The following is a 17,205-nucleotide window of genomic DNA, read 5'->3' as shown; positions in this document are numbered from 1 at the left end:
ATGGGGGCGGCGTTCATCGTCGCTCCACGCTTTCCGGTGCAGGATCGCAGAAACCGATTCGCACCGGAGAGACTGACATGCGCCTTGCTGCCCCGTTGCTGGCCTGTGCCATTGTGCCGCTATCAGGCGGATGCATCGCCAAGACCGCGCTTGACGTCGCGACCGCCCCGGTGCGCGTGGCCAGCAAGGCCGTCGATCTAGCGACGACCAGCCAGTCCGAAGCCGATGAAAAACGCGGACGCGAATTGCGCAAGCGTGAGGAAAGGGTGGGCAAGCTGGAACGCCGCTATGCGCAGGAAATGGACCGCTGCGACGCGGGAGACGAAACCGCCTGCGCGGGTGCTCGCGCGACTTATGCCGAAATTCAGGCGATCTTGCCGACTATCCCGGTCGAACCGACCGATTAGGCCGCAGCCCGCTTCAATCGGTCATTGACGGCGACGCCCAGGCCCTCATTCGGAATTGGCGCGACGGCCACCGAGGTCGCACGCGATCCTGCGGCGGCATGCAGCGCGGCGTAGAGCCTTGCCGCCGCCTCTGCGAGATCGCCCGATTCCGATAGCTGGAAATCGCACGCCCCTGCCCCGAACCCGATACGGAATTCGCCGTCGCGGCTGTCGCTTGCGTGCAATCGCACCGGCTTCCCCGGCGCATAGTGGCTGGTCATCTGGCCGGGGGCCTCGATCCCCTCGCTCTCACCCTCCAAAGGCGACCCCAGCACTTCTCTTAACGCAGCCTCCGTGACAGGACCGGGGCGCAGCACCTGCCACCCGGCCGGACGCAGCGCGACAATCGTCGATTCCAGCCCCTGCCCGCTCTGCCCGCCATCGATAATTAGCGGAATGCGATCCGCCAGCGACCCTGCAACATGCGCGGCGCAAGTCGGACTGACCGCCCCGCTGCGATTGGCCGAGGGTGCCGCCAGCGGGAACGCCGTATTTGCCAGCACCGCCCGCATTACTGGATGCGCGGGACAACGCAGCGCCACGGTCGGCAAACCCGCTGTTACCGCTGCCGCCAAACCCGAACCCTCACGCAGAGGCAGGACCATCGTCAGCGCACCGGGCCAGAATCGCTTGGCCAGTTGCCGCCCGCGTTCGTCGACCACCGCCAGCCGCTCCGCCGCCGCAATATTGGCGACATGCACGATCAGCGGATTGAAATCGGGCCGCCCCTTCGCACGATAAATCGCCGCGACCGCCGCATCGCTGTCCGCCCGTGCCGCCAACCCATAGACCGTCTCTGTCGGCAGAGCGACCGGCTCGCCCGCCGCCAGCAAGCGCAAAGCCTCTGCCACGCCAGTATCGTCGGCAGGCATGATTCGGGGCAGCGAGGGCATGGCGTCTGGCATGGCCCGTCGCTATAGGCGGGCGCGCATCGGGGCAAGAAGGACATAGGCACGTGACTGGCGACCAGATCGAAACGCTGAACCGTATCGCAGCCGCATTGGAGCGGATTGCCCCTTCCGCCGCGCCCGGTGCCGATCTGCTGGCGGCACCCGCCTATGGCTGGGACGGTCGCGCCTTGTCGCCCATCGCAGAGATCGTTGCGCCCGATCTGGCGCTGTTGCAAGGCATCGACCGCCAGCGGGACACCGTGGCCGACAACGTAGCGCGCCACGCCGCCGGGGCCGATGCGCACGATATGCTGCTGTGGGGTTCGCGCGGCATGGGCAAGTCGGCGCTCGTCCGCGCCTCGGTAAAGGCCGCTGCCGGCGATGCCGGACACATTGCGTTGGTTCAGGCAGCGGGCGATGCGCTGAACACGCTTCCGGCGCTGATGGCGCGTCTGGCCACCGTGGATCGCCGCTTCCTGCTGTTCATCGACGACATCGGCTTTGGCGCGGCGCAGGATGCTGAGGCGCGCGCGCTCCGCTCCATGCTGGAAGGCGGCGTCAGCCCACGCCCCGCCAACGTGCGCATTGCGGTAACGTCAAACCGCCGCGCAATCATGGAGCGGCACATGGCAGAGCAGGACGACCCGGTGAACCCGCGCGATCTGGTCGATGACAGGCTGGCACTGGCCGACCGCTTCGGCCTGTCGGTAGGCTTCCACAACTGCACTCAGGACGACTACCTCGCGATCATTGCGGGCTATGCCGATCACTTCGGGCTGGAATGGGATCAGGCCGACGCGCTGGAATGGTCGAAACGCCGCGGCGCACGGTCGGGCCGCGTGGCGCGCCACTACATTACCGAACTGGCGGGGCGTGCAGGGCGCGCCCTCACCTAGAACCCACCTATTTTGCCGAAGTCACCCGCCAGATGATCCCGGCGGTATCGTCGCTGACCAACAGAGCACCGGTCTGATCCCACGCCAGCATCGTCGGGCGGCCGCGCGCATCGCCATCGGCGGTAAACCCGGTCAGCACCGGCTGCGGCAGATCGTCCAGCGGATTGCCGCGACTGTCGAAGCGCACGAAAACCACGTCGTACCCGGCAGCAGGCTTACGATTCCATGACCCGTGCCGCGCCACGAAGGCTCCACTGGCAAACCGGTTCGCCAGCGGCTTTTCACCGGCAAATACCAGACCCAGCGGCGCCGTGTGTGCGCCCAGCGAATATTCGGGCCAGCGGGTATATTCCTGCAGATAGATCGGCATCGGCGCCTCTACGCGCGGATCGTATTCGAACCGCCAATAGATCCATGGCCAGCCATAATTCACCCCGATCGGCACGTTCGTCAGGTAATCGGGCGGCCCGTCCGATCCCAGCATGTCGCGCTCATTCACCGTGGTCCAAAGTTCTCCGCTGTCGGGGTTGAAGGCAAGGCCCGTCGGATTGCGCAGCCCTGCGCCAAAGATGCGATGTTCGCCGGTTGCGATGTCGAATTCGTGGATCGCGGCGCGATTCGCCTCTTTTTCCATGCCGTCGTCGCCGATGTTCGTCGCTGAACCGACCGAGATATAGAGATGCTCTCCATCCGGGCTGATCGTCAGATTGCGCGTCCAGTGCTGGCCATTGCCGGGCAATTCCATCAGCTTGGTTGGCGCGGCTTCAATTTTCGTCTGCCCCGGCTCGAACGGAAAAGAGACCAGCGCATCGGTGTTGGCGACGTAGAGCGTGCCCTCACGGTAGACCATGCCAAAGGGCGAGGTGAGACCGTCGGCCAGAACCGAACGCTTTTCCGCAACGCCATCGCCGTCGGCATCGCGCAGCACGCTGATCCGGTCCGCTGACGGAACCCCGGCCCCGACTTTGGCCATGAAATAGTTTCGGATCCTGTCCTTTATCGTTTCCGCCGGGCGCGGCTGTGCATTGGTTTCCGCCACCAGCACATCGCCATTGGGCAGCGTCAGCATATTGCGCGGATGATCCAGCCCCTCGGCAAAGCGAGACACGGTCAGCCCCGTCGCCGCAACCGGCGCGCCATCACCCCACCCGCTGGGTTCGCGAAGGTTGACCGTCGGGAAGGTCTCCATTTGCGCGTCGGCGATCACCGGATCGGTGCCGCTGACTTCGGCCAGCGTCATTTCCGCCGGATTGCCACGGATCAGCACCACGGCAAAAATGATGAGGATGATCAGGACCATGCCGAAAACGACAAGGACATTGCGAAGCCAGGTTGGCATGGATTTGGGCATGACACCGAGATAGGGGAGCAGCAGCGTCTCGGCAATGGTATGTGCGGGTGGGGGTGCGCGCGCCATGGCATCTGATGCGCGGGGGCGCTAAGGCGGCGGGCGATGTTCGATTTTGCACCCTCCGACCCGAGCGACAAGCCGACCCTCTATCGTGAGCTGGCCGAAGCGGTCGATGCGATTACCGCTGGTGAGCCCGATGGTGTGGCCAACATGGCCAACTGCGCGGCACTGTTCGGCCTGTTCATCACCGATTGCAACTGGGCGGGCTTCTATCGCGCGGTGGGCGACACGCTGGTTCTGGGACCGTTTACGGGCAATCCGGCCTGCATCCGCATCCCCTTCGGCACCGGCGTCTGCGGCGCGGCGGCGGCGGCGGCCAGCGGAAAAACCCAACTGGTGCGCGACGTCCACGCGTTTCCGGGGCATATCGCCTGCGACGCGGCAAGCCGGTCCGAACTCGTCGTGCCGATCGTGAAAGACGGTGCCGTCATCGCGGTCATCGACCTCGACAGCCCAAGCCTTGCGCGCTTCGACGAAGCCGACCGCGCAGGGATCGAATCGGTCGCCTCGATCCTGGCCGACCGGCTCTAGATTTCCCCGCCCGAGAGACGCTGGCAAACGAGGTCCAGCTGGTCGAGCGACTTGTAACGCACGATTACACTGCCCGTCGTCGGGTCGGCATCGGCCTTGATCTCGACCGGCAAGCCCAGAAATTCCTCAAGATGCTTTTGCACGGCGGCGATGTCGGCATTGTCTTCACGCGGCGGACGCGCAGCACGACGCGGGGCCGCACCCTGCCCCGATGCCTTGCGAACACGCTTTTCCACTTCGCGCACCGAAAGGCCGTTCTTCACCGTATCGCGCGCAATCGCTTCGGCATTGTCGCAATTGATCAGAGCGCGCGCATGACCCATCGACAGCTCGCCTTTTTCGACCAGCGCCAACACAGGATCGGGCAGCGCCAGCAATCGCATCAGGTTGGCGACATGGCTGCGCGACTTCTCGACGAGTTCGGCGATATCGGACTGAGACATGCTGTCCCGTGTCGAGAGCCGCTGATAGGCGCGCGCCTCCTCTATCGGGTTCAGGTCTTCGCGCTGGATATTCTCGATCAGCGCCAGCGCGGTGACGTCACGATCATCCAGTTTTCGAATTATCGCTGGAATTTCATGGACTTGCGCCTTCTGTGCAGCGCGCCAACGACGCTCTCCGGCAACAAGTTGGTAGGTTCCGCCTTTGGCCGGGCGCACGATGATCGGTTGAATCACGCCGCGCGCCGCAATCGACTTGGCAAGGTCTTCCAGCGCGCCTTCCTCAAAATGCACGCGCGGGTTTTCCGGATGCGGCTCGATGGCCGAAACCGCGATCAACGCAAGACCCTCTTCAGGCGCAGCTTCGCCATTCGCCCTTGGGCTGCGCCGTGCAATCGGTTCTTCCCGCTTGGCATCACCCAGCAAAGCCCCCAGCCCGCGACCCAGCGCGGCCCGGCTCTTGGCATTGGGCTTGGTCGCTGTCTTTTCGGTCATGCGGCTTTCCTTCTTTCGGGCAGACGGCGGATCAATTCGCGGGCAAGGTCCATATAGGCCCGCGATCCGGTACAGTTGTGATCATAGACGATGGCGGGCAATCCATGGCTCGGCGCCTCGGACAGACGGACGTTGCGCGGCACCACCGATTCGAACACCACTTCGCCCAGAACGCCGCGCACGTCGTCGGACACTTGATCGGTCAGACGATTACGACGGTCAAACATGGTCAGGGCCACGCCGATAATCGACAAGTTGGAATTGAAGCGATCCTTGACCTGCTCCACAGTGCCGAGCAGCTGGCTCAGCCCCTCAAGCGCATAGAATTCGCATTGCAACGGCACCAGCAGGTGATCGGCAGCCGTCAGCGCGTTCAAGGTCAAAAGCCCAAGCGACGGCGGGCAATCGACGAAGCAAATGTCATAGTGCGCATCTGCCAAGCCGTCGCGAAGCCGTCCGGTGCGATCGTGCATCTCGACCAGCTCGATCTCGGCCCCCGACAAATCGACGGTTGCCGGTACGAGATCGAGATCGGGGATAGTCGTCGAAACGACCGCTTCATCCAACGCCACACCGTCGACGAGCACGTCATAGCTGGAAACACCGCGATCCTCTGGCGGAACACCCAACCCGGTCGAGGCATTGCCCTGCGGGTCGAGATCGACCAGCAAGGTCCGCCACCCGATCGCCGCCATGGCCGTTGCAAGGTTTACGGCGCTGGTCGTCTTGCCGACGCCGCCCTTCTGATTGGCAATGGCGATCGTTATCATGTGCTTTACGAACCCCGCTCTATTTCCGGCCGATAAGATGACCCGTAATGATCCCCGATTGCGGATCGGTTACCGACTGTTCCACGTGGAACATATGTCGCCACCCTTTCAGCGTTTCCAATTCGTGCGTGGCAGACCGCCCCTTCGGCAAGACCCATGCGGTGGCTTTTGTGGAAAAGGCGGCGGATAGATTGAGGAGCTTTTCGAGCGGGGCGAATGCACGCGCTGAAATGACATCAAAATCTTGCTTGGGCACCTGCGAAATATTTGCGGTGACAATCTCAACGTTGCGCAATCCCAAGGCGACTTTTGCCCGCTCCAACCACTCCGTGCGCCGAGGCCGCTGCTCTACCAAGGTGAAATGCGTCTGCGGAAGTGCGATTGCGCAGGCCAGACCAGGAAAACCAGCGCCCGTACCTAAATCAAGCCAAGTCGATGTTCCACGTGGAACATGGGTGATCAGTTGAAGGCTATCGACAATATGACGACTCCAAGCAAACGGGAGTGTGCCCTTGGCAACCAGATTTTGCTGCTCGTTTTCCGCAGCCAGCAATCTTAAAAGATCGTTTAATGCTCCCCATTGTGCTGAGCCGAGTTTGAGATTCTCGGCCAACCAATACTGAGACCACTTTAAATCTTGTTCGTCGAATTGCTGGTTCATGCGTCCACTTGCGCCAAGCGGCGAGCATAGACAAGCAGCGCCGACAAGGCAGCGGGAGTGACACCACGAACCCGCCCTGCTGCTGCAAGACTATCGGGCCTTGCTGCACTGAGCCGTTCAGCCATCTCGTTCGAAAGGCCCGGTATATTTGCATAGGCAAAGTCTGGCGCGAGCGTCACCGATTCGCTCGCCTTAAGGTCGCGAAGTTCTGCATCCTGACGGGCCAAATACGGTGCGTAATGCGCGTCCTCGATCATCTCTTCCACCAGATCGGGATCGCCATCGCATCCATCATCCGCGAGCCATCCGCGCACAACCGCGTCCATGCCTTCGAAACGCAGCCAATCCCGAATTGGAGCTTTGGGCAGGTCGTTGCGCGCATCTACGCCAGCCCGCCCCACTTCCTGAGCACTTACCACTCGATCGAAAACCGTCGCGATCCGGGATCGTTCAATCTCTCGCTGGGTGTTCCACGTGGAACGTTCAGAACCAATGGAACCGACCGTCGCGGCGATAGGCGTCAGTCTTGTCGTCGCATTGCTGGCCCGCAAGCGCAAACGATACTCGGCCCGGGCGGTCAGCATGCGATAGGGCTCGCTGACCCCATGCAAGGTCAGATCGTCGATCATCACCGCCATGTAGCTATTGGACCGATCAATCGCCGGGGGTGGACGGTCCAATACAGCACAGGCGGCGCTCAGTCCCGCGATTAACCCCTGTGCGGCCGCTTCCTCATAGCCCGTCGTCCCATTGATCTGGCCTGCGCAATAGAGACCGGCGATTGCCCGAAGTTCGAGTGTCCGGCTCAAAGCCCGCGGATCGATATGGTCATACTCGACCGCATAACCGGGCACCGACATTTCAACGCCCTCAAGGCCCTCGATGGAACGCAACATCGCAAGCTGAATGTCGGCAGGCAGCGATGTGCTGATCCCATTGGGATAGATCAGAGGTGTCGCCAGCCCCTCCGGCTCCAAGAAAATCTGGTGCCCTTCCCGATCTGCAAAGCGGTGGATCTTGTCCTCGATAGAGGGGCAATAGCGCGGTCCTCGCGCGTCGATCGCGCCCGTGAACAGAGGCGAACGGTCAAGCCCGCCCCTGATAATGTCGTGCGTCCGCGCATTTGTTCGGGTGATTGCGCAGAATACCTGCGGATTTCGACGGCCCGAAGTGAGCGGCGACATCGTCCAAGGATCCTTGTCGGACTCCTGCCGTTCCAATCGTGCCCAATTGATCGACCGACCGTCCAGCCGTGGCGGTGTCCCGGTCTTGAGACGAGCCATCGGCAGGTCGGCATCCCGCATCTGGTGTGCCAGACGTTGTGCTCCCGCCTCACCAATCCGCCCGCCTTCAAGGACCTCTTCGCCGCGAAACAGGCGTCCACCCAGGAAAGTGCCGGTGCAAAGCACCACTGCCTGCGCGGTGACCTCGACTCCATCGGCCAAGACCACGCCAACCGCACGCCCGCCCTCCAGCCGCAGTGCAGCAACCTCCCCTTCAATCTCGGTAAGGTTTTCCTGCTTGGCGATCATGGTCTGGATTGCCGACCGGAATAAGTCACGGTCCGCTTGGACACGCGGGCCATGGACGGCGCTGCCCTTCGATCGGTTGAGCATGCGATAGTGGATCGCCGCGTGATCTGCGGCGCGCGCGATCAACCCGTCGAACGCATCGACTTCGCGAACCAAATGCCCTTTGCCCAGACCGCCGATGGCTGGGTTACACGACATCGCGCCCGTCTTGGTTCTGTCGAACGTCACCAAAGCGGTCCGCGCACCGGTGCGTGCAGCAGCGGCAGCCGCTTCGCATCCGGCGTGTCCGCCGCCAACTACGATAACGTCAAAGGTTTGCATGATCGGCGCTTTAATTCCGATCCGCCGAAGCGTCAAAGATGTTCCACGTGGAACATCACTTTCCGATGCAGAACCGACCGAATAGTGTGTCGAGCATATCTTCGGTCGCCGCGCGTCCGGTCAAGCGATCAAATGCCATGCGAGCAACGCGCAGCTGTTCCGCCGCCAAAAGTGGATCACGCTCTACGCCAGCCTGTATCAAGCCGTCTCGCGCCAAGGCCAGCAAACCGCCTTGATGCGCGGACAGCGCCACCTGCCCCGGACGCGGCATAGCGGTGCGCGCCAAATCCACCATGTCATCGAGCAGAGCCGAGAGCCCGGTGCCATCAACAGCGGATACACGACGATGCGGCGATGACTTTGCCGCGTGAGAAGGCAAATCGATCATCGTCTCGATCTCCCACGCGCCAGCGGGACCCTGCCCCTCTTCGCCCAGCCACAGGACGAGGTCCGCTTTGTTCAGTTCAGTCCGTGCCCGGTCGATGCCGATCCGTTCGATCGCGTCATCGGTCCCTTCGCGCAGCCCTGCTGTATCGGAAAACAGGAACGGGATACCCCTTATCGCCACAGGGCGGGTCAGAATGTCGCGTGTCGTACCGGCGATCGGGGTGGCGATGGCGGCATCTTCCCCCAATAGTGCATTGAAAAGGCTACTTTTTCCGGCGTTCGGCGGGCCTGCCAATACAACGCGAAACCCTTCTTTCAAGGTCTCGGCTCTCGGTGCATCCAGCCAATCGGCCAGATCGCTCGCCAAGGCCGCACAGCGGGTGCCAAAATCCGCCGCCAGCGCGCTGACGTCGTCATCGTCGGAAAAATCGAGGTCCGCCTCGATCTCGGCGGCCAGCGTCAAGAGCGCAGTCCGCCACTGCTCCACCGCCTGCGCCAAGGCCCCGCCCGCCAAGGCTTGCGCGTTGCGGCGCTGCAACTCGGTCTCTGCCGACAATAGGTCCGCCAACCCCTCCGCTTCGGTCAGGTCCATGCGACCATTGGCAAACGCCCGCCGCGTAAACTCGCCAGCCTCGGCACGGCGCAATTCGCGCGATGCCAGAGCACTCTCGACCGCCGCAACGACCGCGCGGCCGCCGTGGAGGTGTAATTCCGCGCAATTCTCTCCGGTCGCGCTGTTCGGGCCGGGAAAGGTCAGGACCAGCGCCGTATCGAGCACGCCACCCTCGCCGTCGCGCAATATCCGCAAACCGGCGCGACGCGGCGGCGGCAACCTTCCCGCCAGATCCTCAACCGCCGCAAATGCCCGCGGGCCGCTGATCCTCACGACCGCGATGGCCGCAGGGGGACTACCGCTCGAAAGCGCGAATATCGTATCGCCGGACATCGAACCGCGGCCCTCCTTCAGCCGGCGCTTGTGCGGGTTACTTCGTGGAAGTCTGCCCGAACGCGGCCTTGGTGCCGCTGTCCATGATCTGCTGAAACATCTTCAGCCCGATCTCGCCCATCGGGGCGAAACCCTTGATCAGGTCCTGTACCTGGTCGAGGCTGCCTGCCCCCTTCATCGCGGTAACGAGGCTGTCGACATAAACATCGTTCGCCTTGCTCACATCGGGCAGGCCCATGAAGCGACGCGCCTCTTCCGGGGTGCAATCGATTTCTATATTCATTTTCATGGGTTGGGCGCTTTCCTCACTTCGGCGGTTTGGACCTCAGACCGACCGTTCTGGCCGATTTTCCATCTTGCCAAGCTGTCACACCCCCTTGGCAAAGTCCATCATGGGTGCATATCGCATAGTACGCGGGACAAGAGGAGACCTACGATGAGCCTGAATACAAAGATCGCCACGCTTGAGGGCGAGGACACTTTAGGGGCCTATGTCGCCCGCCCGGAAGGCACGCCGCGCGCGGCCATCATCGTGATTCAAGAGATTTTCGGCGTGAACCCCGGCATCTTGCAAAAGTGCGACAAGTGGGCCGCCGCCGGATACTTGGCCGTCGCGCCCGACTTGTTCTGGCGGCAGGAACCGGGCGTTTCGCTCGATCCCGATGTCGAGGAAGACTTCCAGAAGGCGCTGGGGATGATGGGCAAGAACAACCCCGACAAGTCAATCAAGGATATCGAGGCGACGATACACTGGATCCGCCGCGAGGCAGGCGTTCAGAGCGTGGGCTGTGTCGGGTACTGCATGGGCGGGATGCTGGCCTACCTCACCGCGACGCGGACCGACATCAACGCTTCGGTCGGGTACTACGGCGTGATGATCGACCAGATGCTGAATGAATCGCACGCCATTGCGCATCCGCTGATGCTGCACGTGCCGACCGCCGACCATTTCGTGAACCCCGAAGCTCAGTCGAAAATGCACGAAGGGCTCGATCCCCTGCCCAAGGTGACCCTGCACGATTACGAGGGGCTGGACCATGGTTTCGCCACCGAGATGGGCAAGCGCCGGAACGAGGAAGGTGCGCAACTGGCCGATAGCCGGACGGAGGCGTTCTTCGCCGAACATCTCGGCTAAACCCGACCACCAGACGCAAAAAGGGGCGGCTGCCGATCTGGCAAGCCGCCCCTTTTCTATGCGTAACCGCGATGCGCGTTACTGGTTCATCGTTGCGAAGAAGTCTTCGTTGGTCTTCGAATCCTTCATCTTGTCGAGCAGGAATTCCATCGCGTCGACCGTGCCCATCTGCATCAGGATGCGGCGCAGGACCCACATCTTCGACAGGTTGTCCTTGCCGACCAACAACTCTTCCTTGCGGGTGCCGGACTTGCCGACATCCAGCGCCGGGAAGATCCGCTTGTCCGCAACCTTGCGATCCAGCACGATTTCCGAGTTGCCGGTGCCCTTGAACTCTTCGAAGATGACTTCGTCCATGCGGCTGCCGGTGTCGATCAGCGCGGTGGCGATGATGGACAGCGATCCGCCCTCCTCGATGTTTCGCGCCGCACCAAAGAACCGCTTCGGACGCTGCAACGCGTTGGCATCGACACCGCCAGTCAACACCTTGCCCGAAGACGGGACGACCGTGTTGTAGGCGCGACCAAGGCGGGTGATCGAGTCGAGCAGGATGACGACATCCTTCTTGTGCTCAACTAGGCGCTTGGCCTTTTCGATCACCATTTCGGCGACCTGGACATGGCGCTGCGCCGGTTCATCGAAGGTAGAAGAAATCACCTCGCCCTTCACCGAGCGCTGCATGTCGGTGACTTCCTCGGGCCGCTCGTCCACAAGCAGAACCAGCAGGAAGACTTCGGGATGGTTGTCGGTAATCGCTTTGGCAATGTTTTGCAGCAGCACGGTCTTACCCGTACGCGGCGGCGCGACGATCAGCGCGCGCTGGCCCTTGCCCTGCGGGCTGATGATATCGATCACCCGGGCCGACTTGTCCTTCACCGTGGGATCGGTGGCGTCCAGCGTCAGCTTCTGTTCGGGATAGAGCGGCGTCAGGTTGTCGAAGTTCACCCGGTGGCGGACCACATCGGGATCGTCGAAATTGACCTTGAGCAGCTTGGTCAGCGCGAAATAACGCTCCCCATCGCGGGGCGCGCGAATCTCGCCTTCCACGGTATCGCCGGTGCGCAGCTGGAACTTGCGGACCTGGTTCGGCGACACATAGATGTCGTCCGGCCCGGCAAGGTAATTCGCCTCTGGGCTGCGCAGGAAACCGAATCCGTCTGGCAGCACTTCGATCGTGCCGATGCCGAGAATCTCTTCCCCGTCCTCGGCCACCTCTTTCAGGATACCGAACATGATGTCCTGACGACGCAGGGTCGACGCGCCTTCGACGCCCAGTTCCTCGGCCATTTCGACCAGTTCGGCCGGAGTTTTCTGTTTCAGTTCTTTAAGATGCATTGCTGTAAATCCACTGGGGTATCTGGCCGGTTCCGGGTGCCTGATCGCAATACAGGCGGTGTTCGGATACCGATGGTCGATGGGCTTGGTGAAAGCAGACCGGATCGTCCATTGCGGATCGATCCACGGCAGGATGCCGCTACGCCCCAGATATGCCTCGCCTGGCCCCGCGTCAATCACCCATGCCGCCTGGCGGTCCGCCAATGCGACGAACGCGCAAGCAAGATCAGAAGTAAAGCCGACCCACGACAACCGTCGTCACGATCAGGATCGCCGCTATTCCAGGCACTTCGTTCAACAAGCGCATCTGCTTGTTCGAGATTCCGGCATCGCCCGCCGCGATCTTCCGCCCCAGCGCAACCATCCAGCCGTGATAGCCCGACAAGCCGAATACCAAGAGCAGCTTGAGATGGAACCACCCCATGCTCCAAGCATCGATCGAGAACGCCAGCGCCAGCCCGAGAACCCAGACCAGCACCATCGACGGCGTCATGATGATCCGCCGCAGCCGCGCCTCGCGCTCTACCCAGCGGGCGCGTTCCTCCTCGCTCGTCGCTTCCATGTGATAGATGTAGAACCGCGGCAGCATGAACAGCCCCGCCATCCAGAAGATCACGAAGACGAGGTGTCCGACCTTCAGCCAGTAATAGAGCAAGGAAAGAACCTCCTGCATGGGGCGAAGATAGGAACCGGACGGGCCAGCGTTAAGCCCCTCGGCCCGACTAATTTCAGGTGATTACCGCGACCAGCCGCGTACCGCGTCCAACAAGGTTTCGACATGCGCGATCGGCGTTTCCTTGCCGATGCCGTGGCCCAAGTTGAAGACATGCGGCCGGTCGGCAAAGCAATCGAGCACATAGCGCACCCGATCCTCCAACCGCTGTCCGCCCGACAGAAGCAGGAGCGGATCGAGATTGCCCTGCACCGGCATGTTCGCGGGCAATTCGCGCGCCGCCCAGACCGGATCGATCGTTTCGTCGACGCCCACCGCGTCGATTCCCGTCTCCCGCGCATAGGCGGCCAGTTTCTCGCCCGCGCCCTTGGGAAAGCCGATTACAGGGACATCGGGACACGCCGCCTTGAATCGGTCGACGATGCCTGCCGTCGGCGCGATCACCCAACGCTCAAATTCGTCGGGCGCCAGACTGCCCGACCACGAATCGAACAGTTGCACCGCTTCGGCCCCGGCCTTTGCCTGTCCGATCAGGTATTCGACCGTCACATCAGAAATCGCATCGATGATTGCCCCGAACGCCGCCGGATCGCCATAGGCCATGGCCCGCGTTTCGTGCTGGTCGCGGCTACCCTCGCCGTTCACCATGTAGGTCGCCACCGTCCACGGCGACCCGGCGAATCCAAGCATGGTTACACCGGGCGAGAGCTGTTCGCGGCAAAGCTCCACCGTACGATAGATCGGGCTCAGGCGTTCGGGCACCATCTCCAACGAAGCCAGCGTGCTATCTGCCAGCCGCGGTGACAGGTGGGGGCCTTCACCGGCAAGGAACTGCAAGTCCTGCCCCATCGCATAGGGAACGATCAGGATGTCGGAAAACAGGATCGCCCCGTCGAACCCGAACCGTTTCAATGGTTGCAAGGTGATCTCGGCCGCCGCCTCGCTGTCATAGACGAGCGCAAGGAATCCGCCCTTCTCGCTACGCAATTCGCGATATTCGGGCAGGTATCGTCCTGCCTGGCGCATCAGCCATAGCGGGCGGCGGGAACTGTTCGTTCCCTTCAACGTATCGAGTAAAAGTCCGGGCATGCGTGCCTCCAAACAACAATAAATTAGATTTTAAAAGGGTGATTGGAGTCTGTTGGCCCTGTGGATTGTGGGGACGATCCGCAAAGCCCGGATTTATGAGTCCGGCAAGCCGCACTTTCGGACCGCTCGAATCGCGCTGTGTCCATGGTCAAACGAATCTTGTTCGCCTTACCCACAGGCTGGGGATCATCGGCGAGCCTGCGCAGAAATACCCCTGAAGGAATCCGGGTTAGCGGGCATGGATCGGGCACATCGACTTGTCCGCGAGTCTGTCCCGTGGTTTATCGCAAGCTCTGTCCACAGGCCGCCCGGCCCCGCGAATCACTACAACGCGAGTCGTTCCACCCGCATGCCGCAATTGCACCTCCACCTCCTGTCCGATTCCACCGGCGAAACGCTGGAGATGATCGCCAAGGCCGCACTGGCCCAGTTCGAGGGGGTGGAAGTCGTCCGCCATTTCTGGCCAATGGTACGCTCGCAACAACATCTTGACCGGATCATGGGCGAGATCACGCGCAATCGCGGGCTGGTCGTCTTCACTCTCGTGAACCCGGAAATCCGTATCCAGTTGGAAAGCCGTTGTGCCGAGGCGCAATTGCCGACCGTCTCGGCGCTCGATGCCGTGACCGAGAGCCTGTCGCGGATGCTGGGACAGGAACAGCTGCACCGCCCCGGCCGTCAGCACCAGATGGACGAGGCCTATTTCGCCCGCGTCGAAGCGATCCAGTTCACCATTGCCCATGATGATGGCCTGTTGTGGGAGGAGTGGGAAGAGGCGGACATCGTTCTGGCGGGCGTTTCGCGCACGTCGAAAACGCCGACGTCGATCTATCTTGCTAACCGGGGATACAAGGTCGCGAACATCCCGGTTGTGCCGGAAAGCCCGCCCCCGCCGGCGCTCTATCGCCTGAAGCGTCCGATGGTCGTGGGTTTGACGACCTCGCCCGACCGATTGGTACAAGTGCGCCGCAATCGGTTGTTGTCGCTCAATCAGGCACCCGAAACCGACTATGTCGACAAGGAACGCGTCGACGACGAAGTGCGCTATGCCCGCCGCATGTTCGCCGATAACAACTGGCCAGTGATCGACGTGACCCGCCGTTCGATCGAGGAGACCGCGGCGGCAGTGATTAACCTGCACAACGAACGCCGCATCGGGCAGGCCGGGACGAAACCAGTATGATCGTTCTCGCATCGAAAAGCGCGTCGCGGCAGGCGATGCTGACGGCGGCAGGCGTGGCCTATGAGGCAGAGCCCGCCGATCTGGATGAGCGTGCACTGGAGGCACGGCTGAACGGGGCATCCCCGGCGCAAGTCGCCATCGCGCTGGCCGAGGCGAAGGCCTTGGCCGTTTCGGCAAAGCGGCCGGGCCGCATCGTGCTGGGCAGCGATTCGCTGGTCGAGGTGGACGGCCGCCGGTTCGACAAGCCCGGCAGCCGCGAAGAGGCGGCGGATCACTTGCGCTGTTTTTCCGGTCGCACGATGAAGCTGCACAGCGCGGCGGCGCTGGCTGTCGATGACGACATCGTTTTTCGCCACGGCGCTTTGGCCCGCTTGCGGGTTCGGCGGCTGTCCGACGCATTTATCGAGGAATACCTCGACGCCGAATGGCCCGAGGTTGGCTATTGCGTCGGCGTTTTCCGGATAGAGGCTCGCGGACCGCAATTGTTTGAAGGGATCACGGGCGACCAGTTTACGGTACTGGGCATGCCGCTGCTCGAAGTGCTGGGCGCCTTGCGCGAAGAGGGAGTGCTGACCGCATGAGCAAGCCCTATGCCGAAGTGATCGGCGATCCTATCGCGCACTCGAAATCGCCCGATATTCATGGATTTTGGCTGAAACAGGCGGGAATCGATGCCGATTATCGCCACTGTCATGTCCGGCCCGAGGAACTGGCGGACTATATCGCCAAGCGCCGCACCGATCCGGACTGGCGCGGATGCAATGTCACCATGCCGCACAAGCAGGCGGTGATGGCGCTGGTGGACCGGATCGATCCGGTCGCGGCACGGATCGGGGCGGTGAATACGGTCGTGGTCGAAAACGGTGGGTTGGCCGGATACAACACTGATGCCGCTGGATTCCTTGAACCCTTGCAGGTCGAACTCGCCAAGACGCACTATTTCCGCATGGCCCGGATCATCGGCACCGGTGGTGCGGCCCGGGCGATTATCACCGCGCTGACGGATGAGGGTGTCGTGCTCGTCGTAGCCGGGCGCGATCCGGATAAAGCGCGCGCTCTGCTCGACGAGCTTGATCCAGATGGCGAACATCACGTCGCGCCGCTCTCGCATTTCGCGGAGGCGACCGATTTCGCATTTGACGATCGTGAGGGTTGCTTCGACCTTATAATAAACGCGACTTCGCTCGGCATGGCGGGACAGGCGCCGCTCAATTTCGATTTCAGCCACGTTCCGCCCGGATCGATCTGCTACGACATCGTCACCGCCCCGCTGGAAACGCCGTTTCTGGCCGAAGCCAAGGCGCGGGGTTTTCGCACGGTCGATGGCCTGTCGATGCTGATCGGGCAGGCAGCGGCTGCGTTCGAGCGGTTCTTCGGCCTGCCCGCGCCGCGTGATGCGGATGGCGAATTGCGCCGGATCCTGACATCGTGAGCCGCGATTGGTCGCAACGCGAAGGACCGCGCCCGTTCATCCTCGGCCTCACCGGCTCCATCGGCATGGGCAAATCTACCGTGGCGGGAATGCTGCGCGATCTGGGCGTCCCGGTCTTCGACGCCGATGCCGAAGTGCACCGGATGCAGGGGCCAGGCGGCGAATTGTTGCCTGCTATCGAGGCGGCCTTCCCCGGTTCAACTGGGCCGGAGGGCGTGAAACGGGCCGAACTGGGCGCTCTGGTGTTCGGCGATGATGCGGCGCTGGCGCGGTTGGAGGCTATCGTGCATCCCGCTGTCGCTTCGGAACGCTATGACTTCATGGATGCCAACTGGACCGCGCCGATCGTCTGTTTCGATGTGCCACTGCTGTTCGAGCGGACCGGTCGGGCTGGGCTGGATGCGGTCGCCGTTGTTTCGGCCCCGGCAGACGAGCAGCGCCGTCGCGTTCTGGCCCGCCCGGGCATGACCGAGAGCAAGTTCGAGGACATCCTCGCCCGCCAGATGCCTGACGATGAAAAGCGCCGCCGTGCCGACTATGTGATCGACACGGGCACGACGCTGGAAGAAACGCGGGAGCAGGTCGCGCAGATGGTCGAGACTTTGCGCCAGCGTCACGCATCCTGAAACAGG

The 17,205-nt window shown here is 62.4% G+C and carries 19 protein-coding genes; 8 read left to right on the top strand and 11 right to left on the bottom strand.

What is annotated here, in order from left to right; genetic code table 11:
• The first annotated feature begins 77 nt into the window (after positions 1–77).
• On the top strand, positions 78–407 hold the full coding sequence (locus AB433_RS16425) for a hypothetical protein (RefSeq protein ID WP_047822541.1): 330 nt from the start codon (positions 78–80) through the stop codon (positions 405–407).
• Here the strand turns inward: AB433_RS16425 and AB433_RS16420 are convergent.
• Positions 404–1,351, bottom strand: a complete 948-nt coding sequence (locus AB433_RS16420) for an L-threonylcarbamoyladenylate synthase (protein ID WP_053059229.1) — start codon at positions 1,349–1,351, stop codon at positions 404–406. The two genes, AB433_RS16425 and AB433_RS16420, sit on opposite strands and share 4 nt — an antisense overlap.
• A gap of 50 nt (positions 1,352–1,401) precedes the next feature.
• Between AB433_RS16420 and AB433_RS16415 the strand changes: the two genes are divergently transcribed.
• Positions 1,402–2,232, top strand: a complete 831-nt coding sequence (locus AB433_RS16415) for an ATP-binding protein (protein WP_047822538.1) — start codon at positions 1,402–1,404, stop codon at positions 2,230–2,232.
• A 7-nt stretch (positions 2,233–2,239) separates the two neighbouring features.
• Here AB433_RS16415 and AB433_RS16410 read toward each other — a convergent pair whose 3' ends face one another.
• Positions 2,240–3,649 carry a PQQ-dependent sugar dehydrogenase gene (locus AB433_RS16410; protein ID WP_053059228.1) on the bottom strand — a complete coding sequence of 470 codons (1,410 nt, stop codon included), beginning with the start codon at positions 3,647–3,649 and terminating at the stop codon, positions 2,240–2,242.
• 36 nt (positions 3,650–3,685) lie between these two features.
• On the opposite strand from AB433_RS16410, the gene AB433_RS16405 reads away from it, so the two are divergent.
• Positions 3,686–4,174 carry a GAF domain-containing protein gene (locus AB433_RS16405; RefSeq protein ID WP_047822536.1) on the top strand — a complete coding sequence of 163 codons (489 nt, stop codon included), beginning with the start codon at positions 3,686–3,688 and terminating at the stop codon, positions 4,172–4,174.
• On the opposite strand, the gene AB433_RS16400 is transcribed toward AB433_RS16405, so the two are convergent.
• From AB433_RS16400 to AB433_RS16375, 6 genes are read right to left on the bottom strand one after another with little or no spacing between them, the layout of a single operon-like run.
• Entirely contained in the window at positions 4,171–5,109 is a 939-nt protein-coding gene (locus AB433_RS16400; RefSeq protein ID WP_047822534.1) for a ParB/RepB/Spo0J family partition protein, read from the bottom strand. The genes AB433_RS16405 and AB433_RS16400 overlap by 4 nt on opposite strands.
• Positions 5,106–5,879 carry a ParA family protein gene (locus AB433_RS16395; RefSeq protein WP_047822532.1) on the bottom strand — a complete coding sequence of 258 codons (774 nt, stop codon included), beginning with the start codon at positions 5,877–5,879 and terminating at the stop codon, positions 5,106–5,108. The genes AB433_RS16400 and AB433_RS16395 overlap by 4 nt, the downstream gene beginning before the upstream one ends.
• A 19-nt stretch (positions 5,880–5,898) precedes the next feature.
• Positions 5,899–6,540 (bottom strand): 16S rRNA (guanine(527)-N(7))-methyltransferase RsmG, encoded by a 642-nt coding sequence (rsmG, locus tag AB433_RS16390; protein WP_047822530.1) that lies wholly within the window; start codon positions 6,538–6,540, stop codon positions 5,899–5,901.
• Complete coding sequence (mnmG, locus tag AB433_RS16385) at positions 6,537–8,393, bottom strand: tRNA uridine-5-carboxymethylaminomethyl(34) synthesis enzyme MnmG (protein ID WP_047822528.1); 1,857 nt, start codon at positions 8,391–8,393, stop codon at positions 6,537–6,539. The genes rsmG and mnmG overlap by 4 nt, the downstream gene beginning before the upstream one ends.
• Before the next feature lie 55 nt (positions 8,394–8,448).
• Positions 8,449–9,726, bottom strand: coding sequence for a tRNA uridine-5-carboxymethylaminomethyl(34) synthesis GTPase MnmE (mnmE, locus tag AB433_RS16380; RefSeq protein WP_047822526.1), 1,278 nt, complete (start codon positions 9,724–9,726; stop codon positions 8,449–8,451).
• Positions 9,727–9,763: 37 nt separating this feature from the next.
• Positions 9,764–10,015: a DUF6489 family protein gene (locus AB433_RS16375; RefSeq protein WP_179944987.1), complete on the bottom strand. Its 252-nt coding sequence runs from the start codon at positions 10,013–10,015 to the stop codon at positions 9,764–9,766.
• 147 nt (positions 10,016–10,162) lie between these two features.
• Between AB433_RS16375 and AB433_RS16370 the strand changes: the two genes are divergently transcribed.
• The gene (locus tag AB433_RS16370) at positions 10,163–10,861 is read left to right on the top strand and encodes a dienelactone hydrolase family protein (protein ID WP_047822521.1); all 699 of its coding nucleotides are present in this window, start codon (positions 10,163–10,165) and stop codon (positions 10,859–10,861) included.
• A gap of 78 nt (positions 10,862–10,939) precedes the next feature.
• Here the strand turns inward: AB433_RS16370 and rho are convergent, their stop codons facing one another.
• The 3 genes from rho to hemE all read right to left on the bottom strand — a co-directional run bounded on the left by rho (position 10,940) and on the right by hemE (position 13,958).
• Entirely contained in the window at positions 10,940–12,196 is a 1,257-nt protein-coding gene (rho, locus tag AB433_RS16365; protein WP_047824344.1) for a transcription termination factor Rho, read from the bottom strand.
• A gap of 226 nt (positions 12,197–12,422) precedes the next feature.
• Positions 12,423–12,869, bottom strand: coding sequence for a CopD family protein (locus tag AB433_RS16360; protein ID WP_047822520.1), 447 nt, complete (start codon positions 12,867–12,869; stop codon positions 12,423–12,425).
• A gap of 63 nt (positions 12,870–12,932) precedes the next feature.
• A complete protein-coding gene (gene hemE / locus AB433_RS16355; protein ID WP_047822518.1) occupies positions 12,933–13,958 on the bottom strand; it encodes a uroporphyrinogen decarboxylase in 1,026 nt (341 codons plus the stop codon).
• Between the two features lie 349 nt (positions 13,959–14,307).
• On the opposite strand from hemE, the gene AB433_RS16350 reads away from it, so the two are divergent.
• From AB433_RS16350 to coaE, 4 genes are read left to right on the top strand one after another with little or no spacing between them, the layout of a single operon-like run.
• A complete protein-coding gene (locus AB433_RS16350; RefSeq protein ID WP_047822516.1) occupies positions 14,308–15,141 on the top strand; it encodes a pyruvate, water dikinase regulatory protein in 834 nt (277 codons plus the stop codon).
• A complete protein-coding gene (locus AB433_RS16345; RefSeq protein ID WP_047822514.1) occupies positions 15,138–15,722 on the top strand; it encodes a Maf family protein in 585 nt (194 codons plus the stop codon). Before AB433_RS16350 ends, AB433_RS16345 begins: the two co-directional genes overlap by 4 nt.
• Complete coding sequence (gene aroE, locus AB433_RS16340) at positions 15,719–16,573, top strand: shikimate dehydrogenase (protein WP_047822513.1); 855 nt, start codon at positions 15,719–15,721, stop codon at positions 16,571–16,573. Before AB433_RS16345 ends, aroE begins: the two co-directional genes overlap by 4 nt.
• Positions 16,570–17,199 carry a dephospho-CoA kinase gene (gene coaE, locus AB433_RS16335; protein ID WP_281177798.1) on the top strand — a complete coding sequence of 210 codons (630 nt, stop codon included), beginning with the start codon at positions 16,570–16,572 and terminating at the stop codon, positions 17,197–17,199. The genes aroE and coaE overlap by 4 nt, the downstream gene beginning before the upstream one ends.
• Positions 17,200–17,205 lie beyond the last annotated feature (6 nt).

Origin of the sequence: Croceicoccus naphthovorans (genome assembly GCF_001028705.1) — a bacterium.
GTDB lineage: Bacteria > Pseudomonadota > Alphaproteobacteria > Sphingomonadales > Sphingomonadaceae > Croceicoccus > Croceicoccus naphthovorans.
This window is presented reverse-complemented; position numbering and strand designations above follow the sequence as displayed.

Bases quoted from the DNA above. Each gene is read 5' to 3' on its own strand.
- AB433_RS16425 (WP_047822541.1), top strand. From the start codon at position 78: ATGCGCCTTGCTGCCCCGTTGCTGGCCTGTGCCATTGTGCCGCTATCA.
- AB433_RS16420 (WP_053059229.1), bottom strand. From the start codon at position 1,351: ATGCCAGACGCCATGCCCTCGCTGCCCCGAATCATGCCTGCCGACGAT.
- AB433_RS16410 (WP_053059228.1), bottom strand. From the start codon at position 3,649: ATGGCGCGCGCACCCCCACCCGCACATACCATTGCCGAGACGCTGCTG.
- AB433_RS16405 (WP_047822536.1), top strand. From the start codon at position 3,686: ATGTTCGATTTTGCACCCTCCGACCCGAGCGACAAGCCGACCCTCTAT.
- AB433_RS16400 (WP_047822534.1), bottom strand. From the start codon at position 5,109: ATGACCGAAAAGACAGCGACCAAGCCCAATGCCAAGAGCCGGGCCGCG.
- AB433_RS16395 (WP_047822532.1), bottom strand. From the start codon at position 5,879: ATGATAACGATCGCCATTGCCAATCAGAAGGGCGGCGTCGGCAAGACG.
- rsmG (WP_047822530.1), bottom strand. From the start codon at position 6,540: ATGAACCAGCAATTCGACGAACAAGATTTAAAGTGGTCTCAGTATTGG.
- mnmG (WP_047822528.1), bottom strand. From the start codon at position 8,393: ATGCAAACCTTTGACGTTATCGTAGTTGGCGGCGGACACGCCGGATGC.
- mnmE (WP_047822526.1), bottom strand. From the start codon at position 9,726: ATGTCCGGCGATACGATATTCGCGCTTTCGAGCGGTAGTCCCCCTGCG.
- AB433_RS16375 (WP_179944987.1), bottom strand. From the start codon at position 10,015: ATGAAAATGAATATAGAAATCGATTGCACCCCGGAAGAGGCGCGTCGC.
- AB433_RS16370 (WP_047822521.1), top strand. From the start codon at position 10,163: ATGAGCCTGAATACAAAGATCGCCACGCTTGAGGGCGAGGACACTTTA.
- rho (WP_047824344.1), bottom strand. From the start codon at position 12,196: ATGCATCTTAAAGAACTGAAACAGAAAACTCCGGCCGAACTGGTCGAA.
- AB433_RS16360 (WP_047822520.1), bottom strand. From the start codon at position 12,869: ATGCAGGAGGTTCTTTCCTTGCTCTATTACTGGCTGAAGGTCGGACAC.
- hemE (WP_047822518.1), bottom strand. From the start codon at position 13,958: ATGCCCGGACTTTTACTCGATACGTTGAAGGGAACGAACAGTTCCCGC.
- AB433_RS16350 (WP_047822516.1), top strand. From the start codon at position 14,308: ATGCCGCAATTGCACCTCCACCTCCTGTCCGATTCCACCGGCGAAACG.
- AB433_RS16345 (WP_047822514.1), top strand. From the start codon at position 15,138: ATGATCGTTCTCGCATCGAAAAGCGCGTCGCGGCAGGCGATGCTGACG.
- aroE (WP_047822513.1), top strand. From the start codon at position 15,719: ATGAGCAAGCCCTATGCCGAAGTGATCGGCGATCCTATCGCGCACTCG.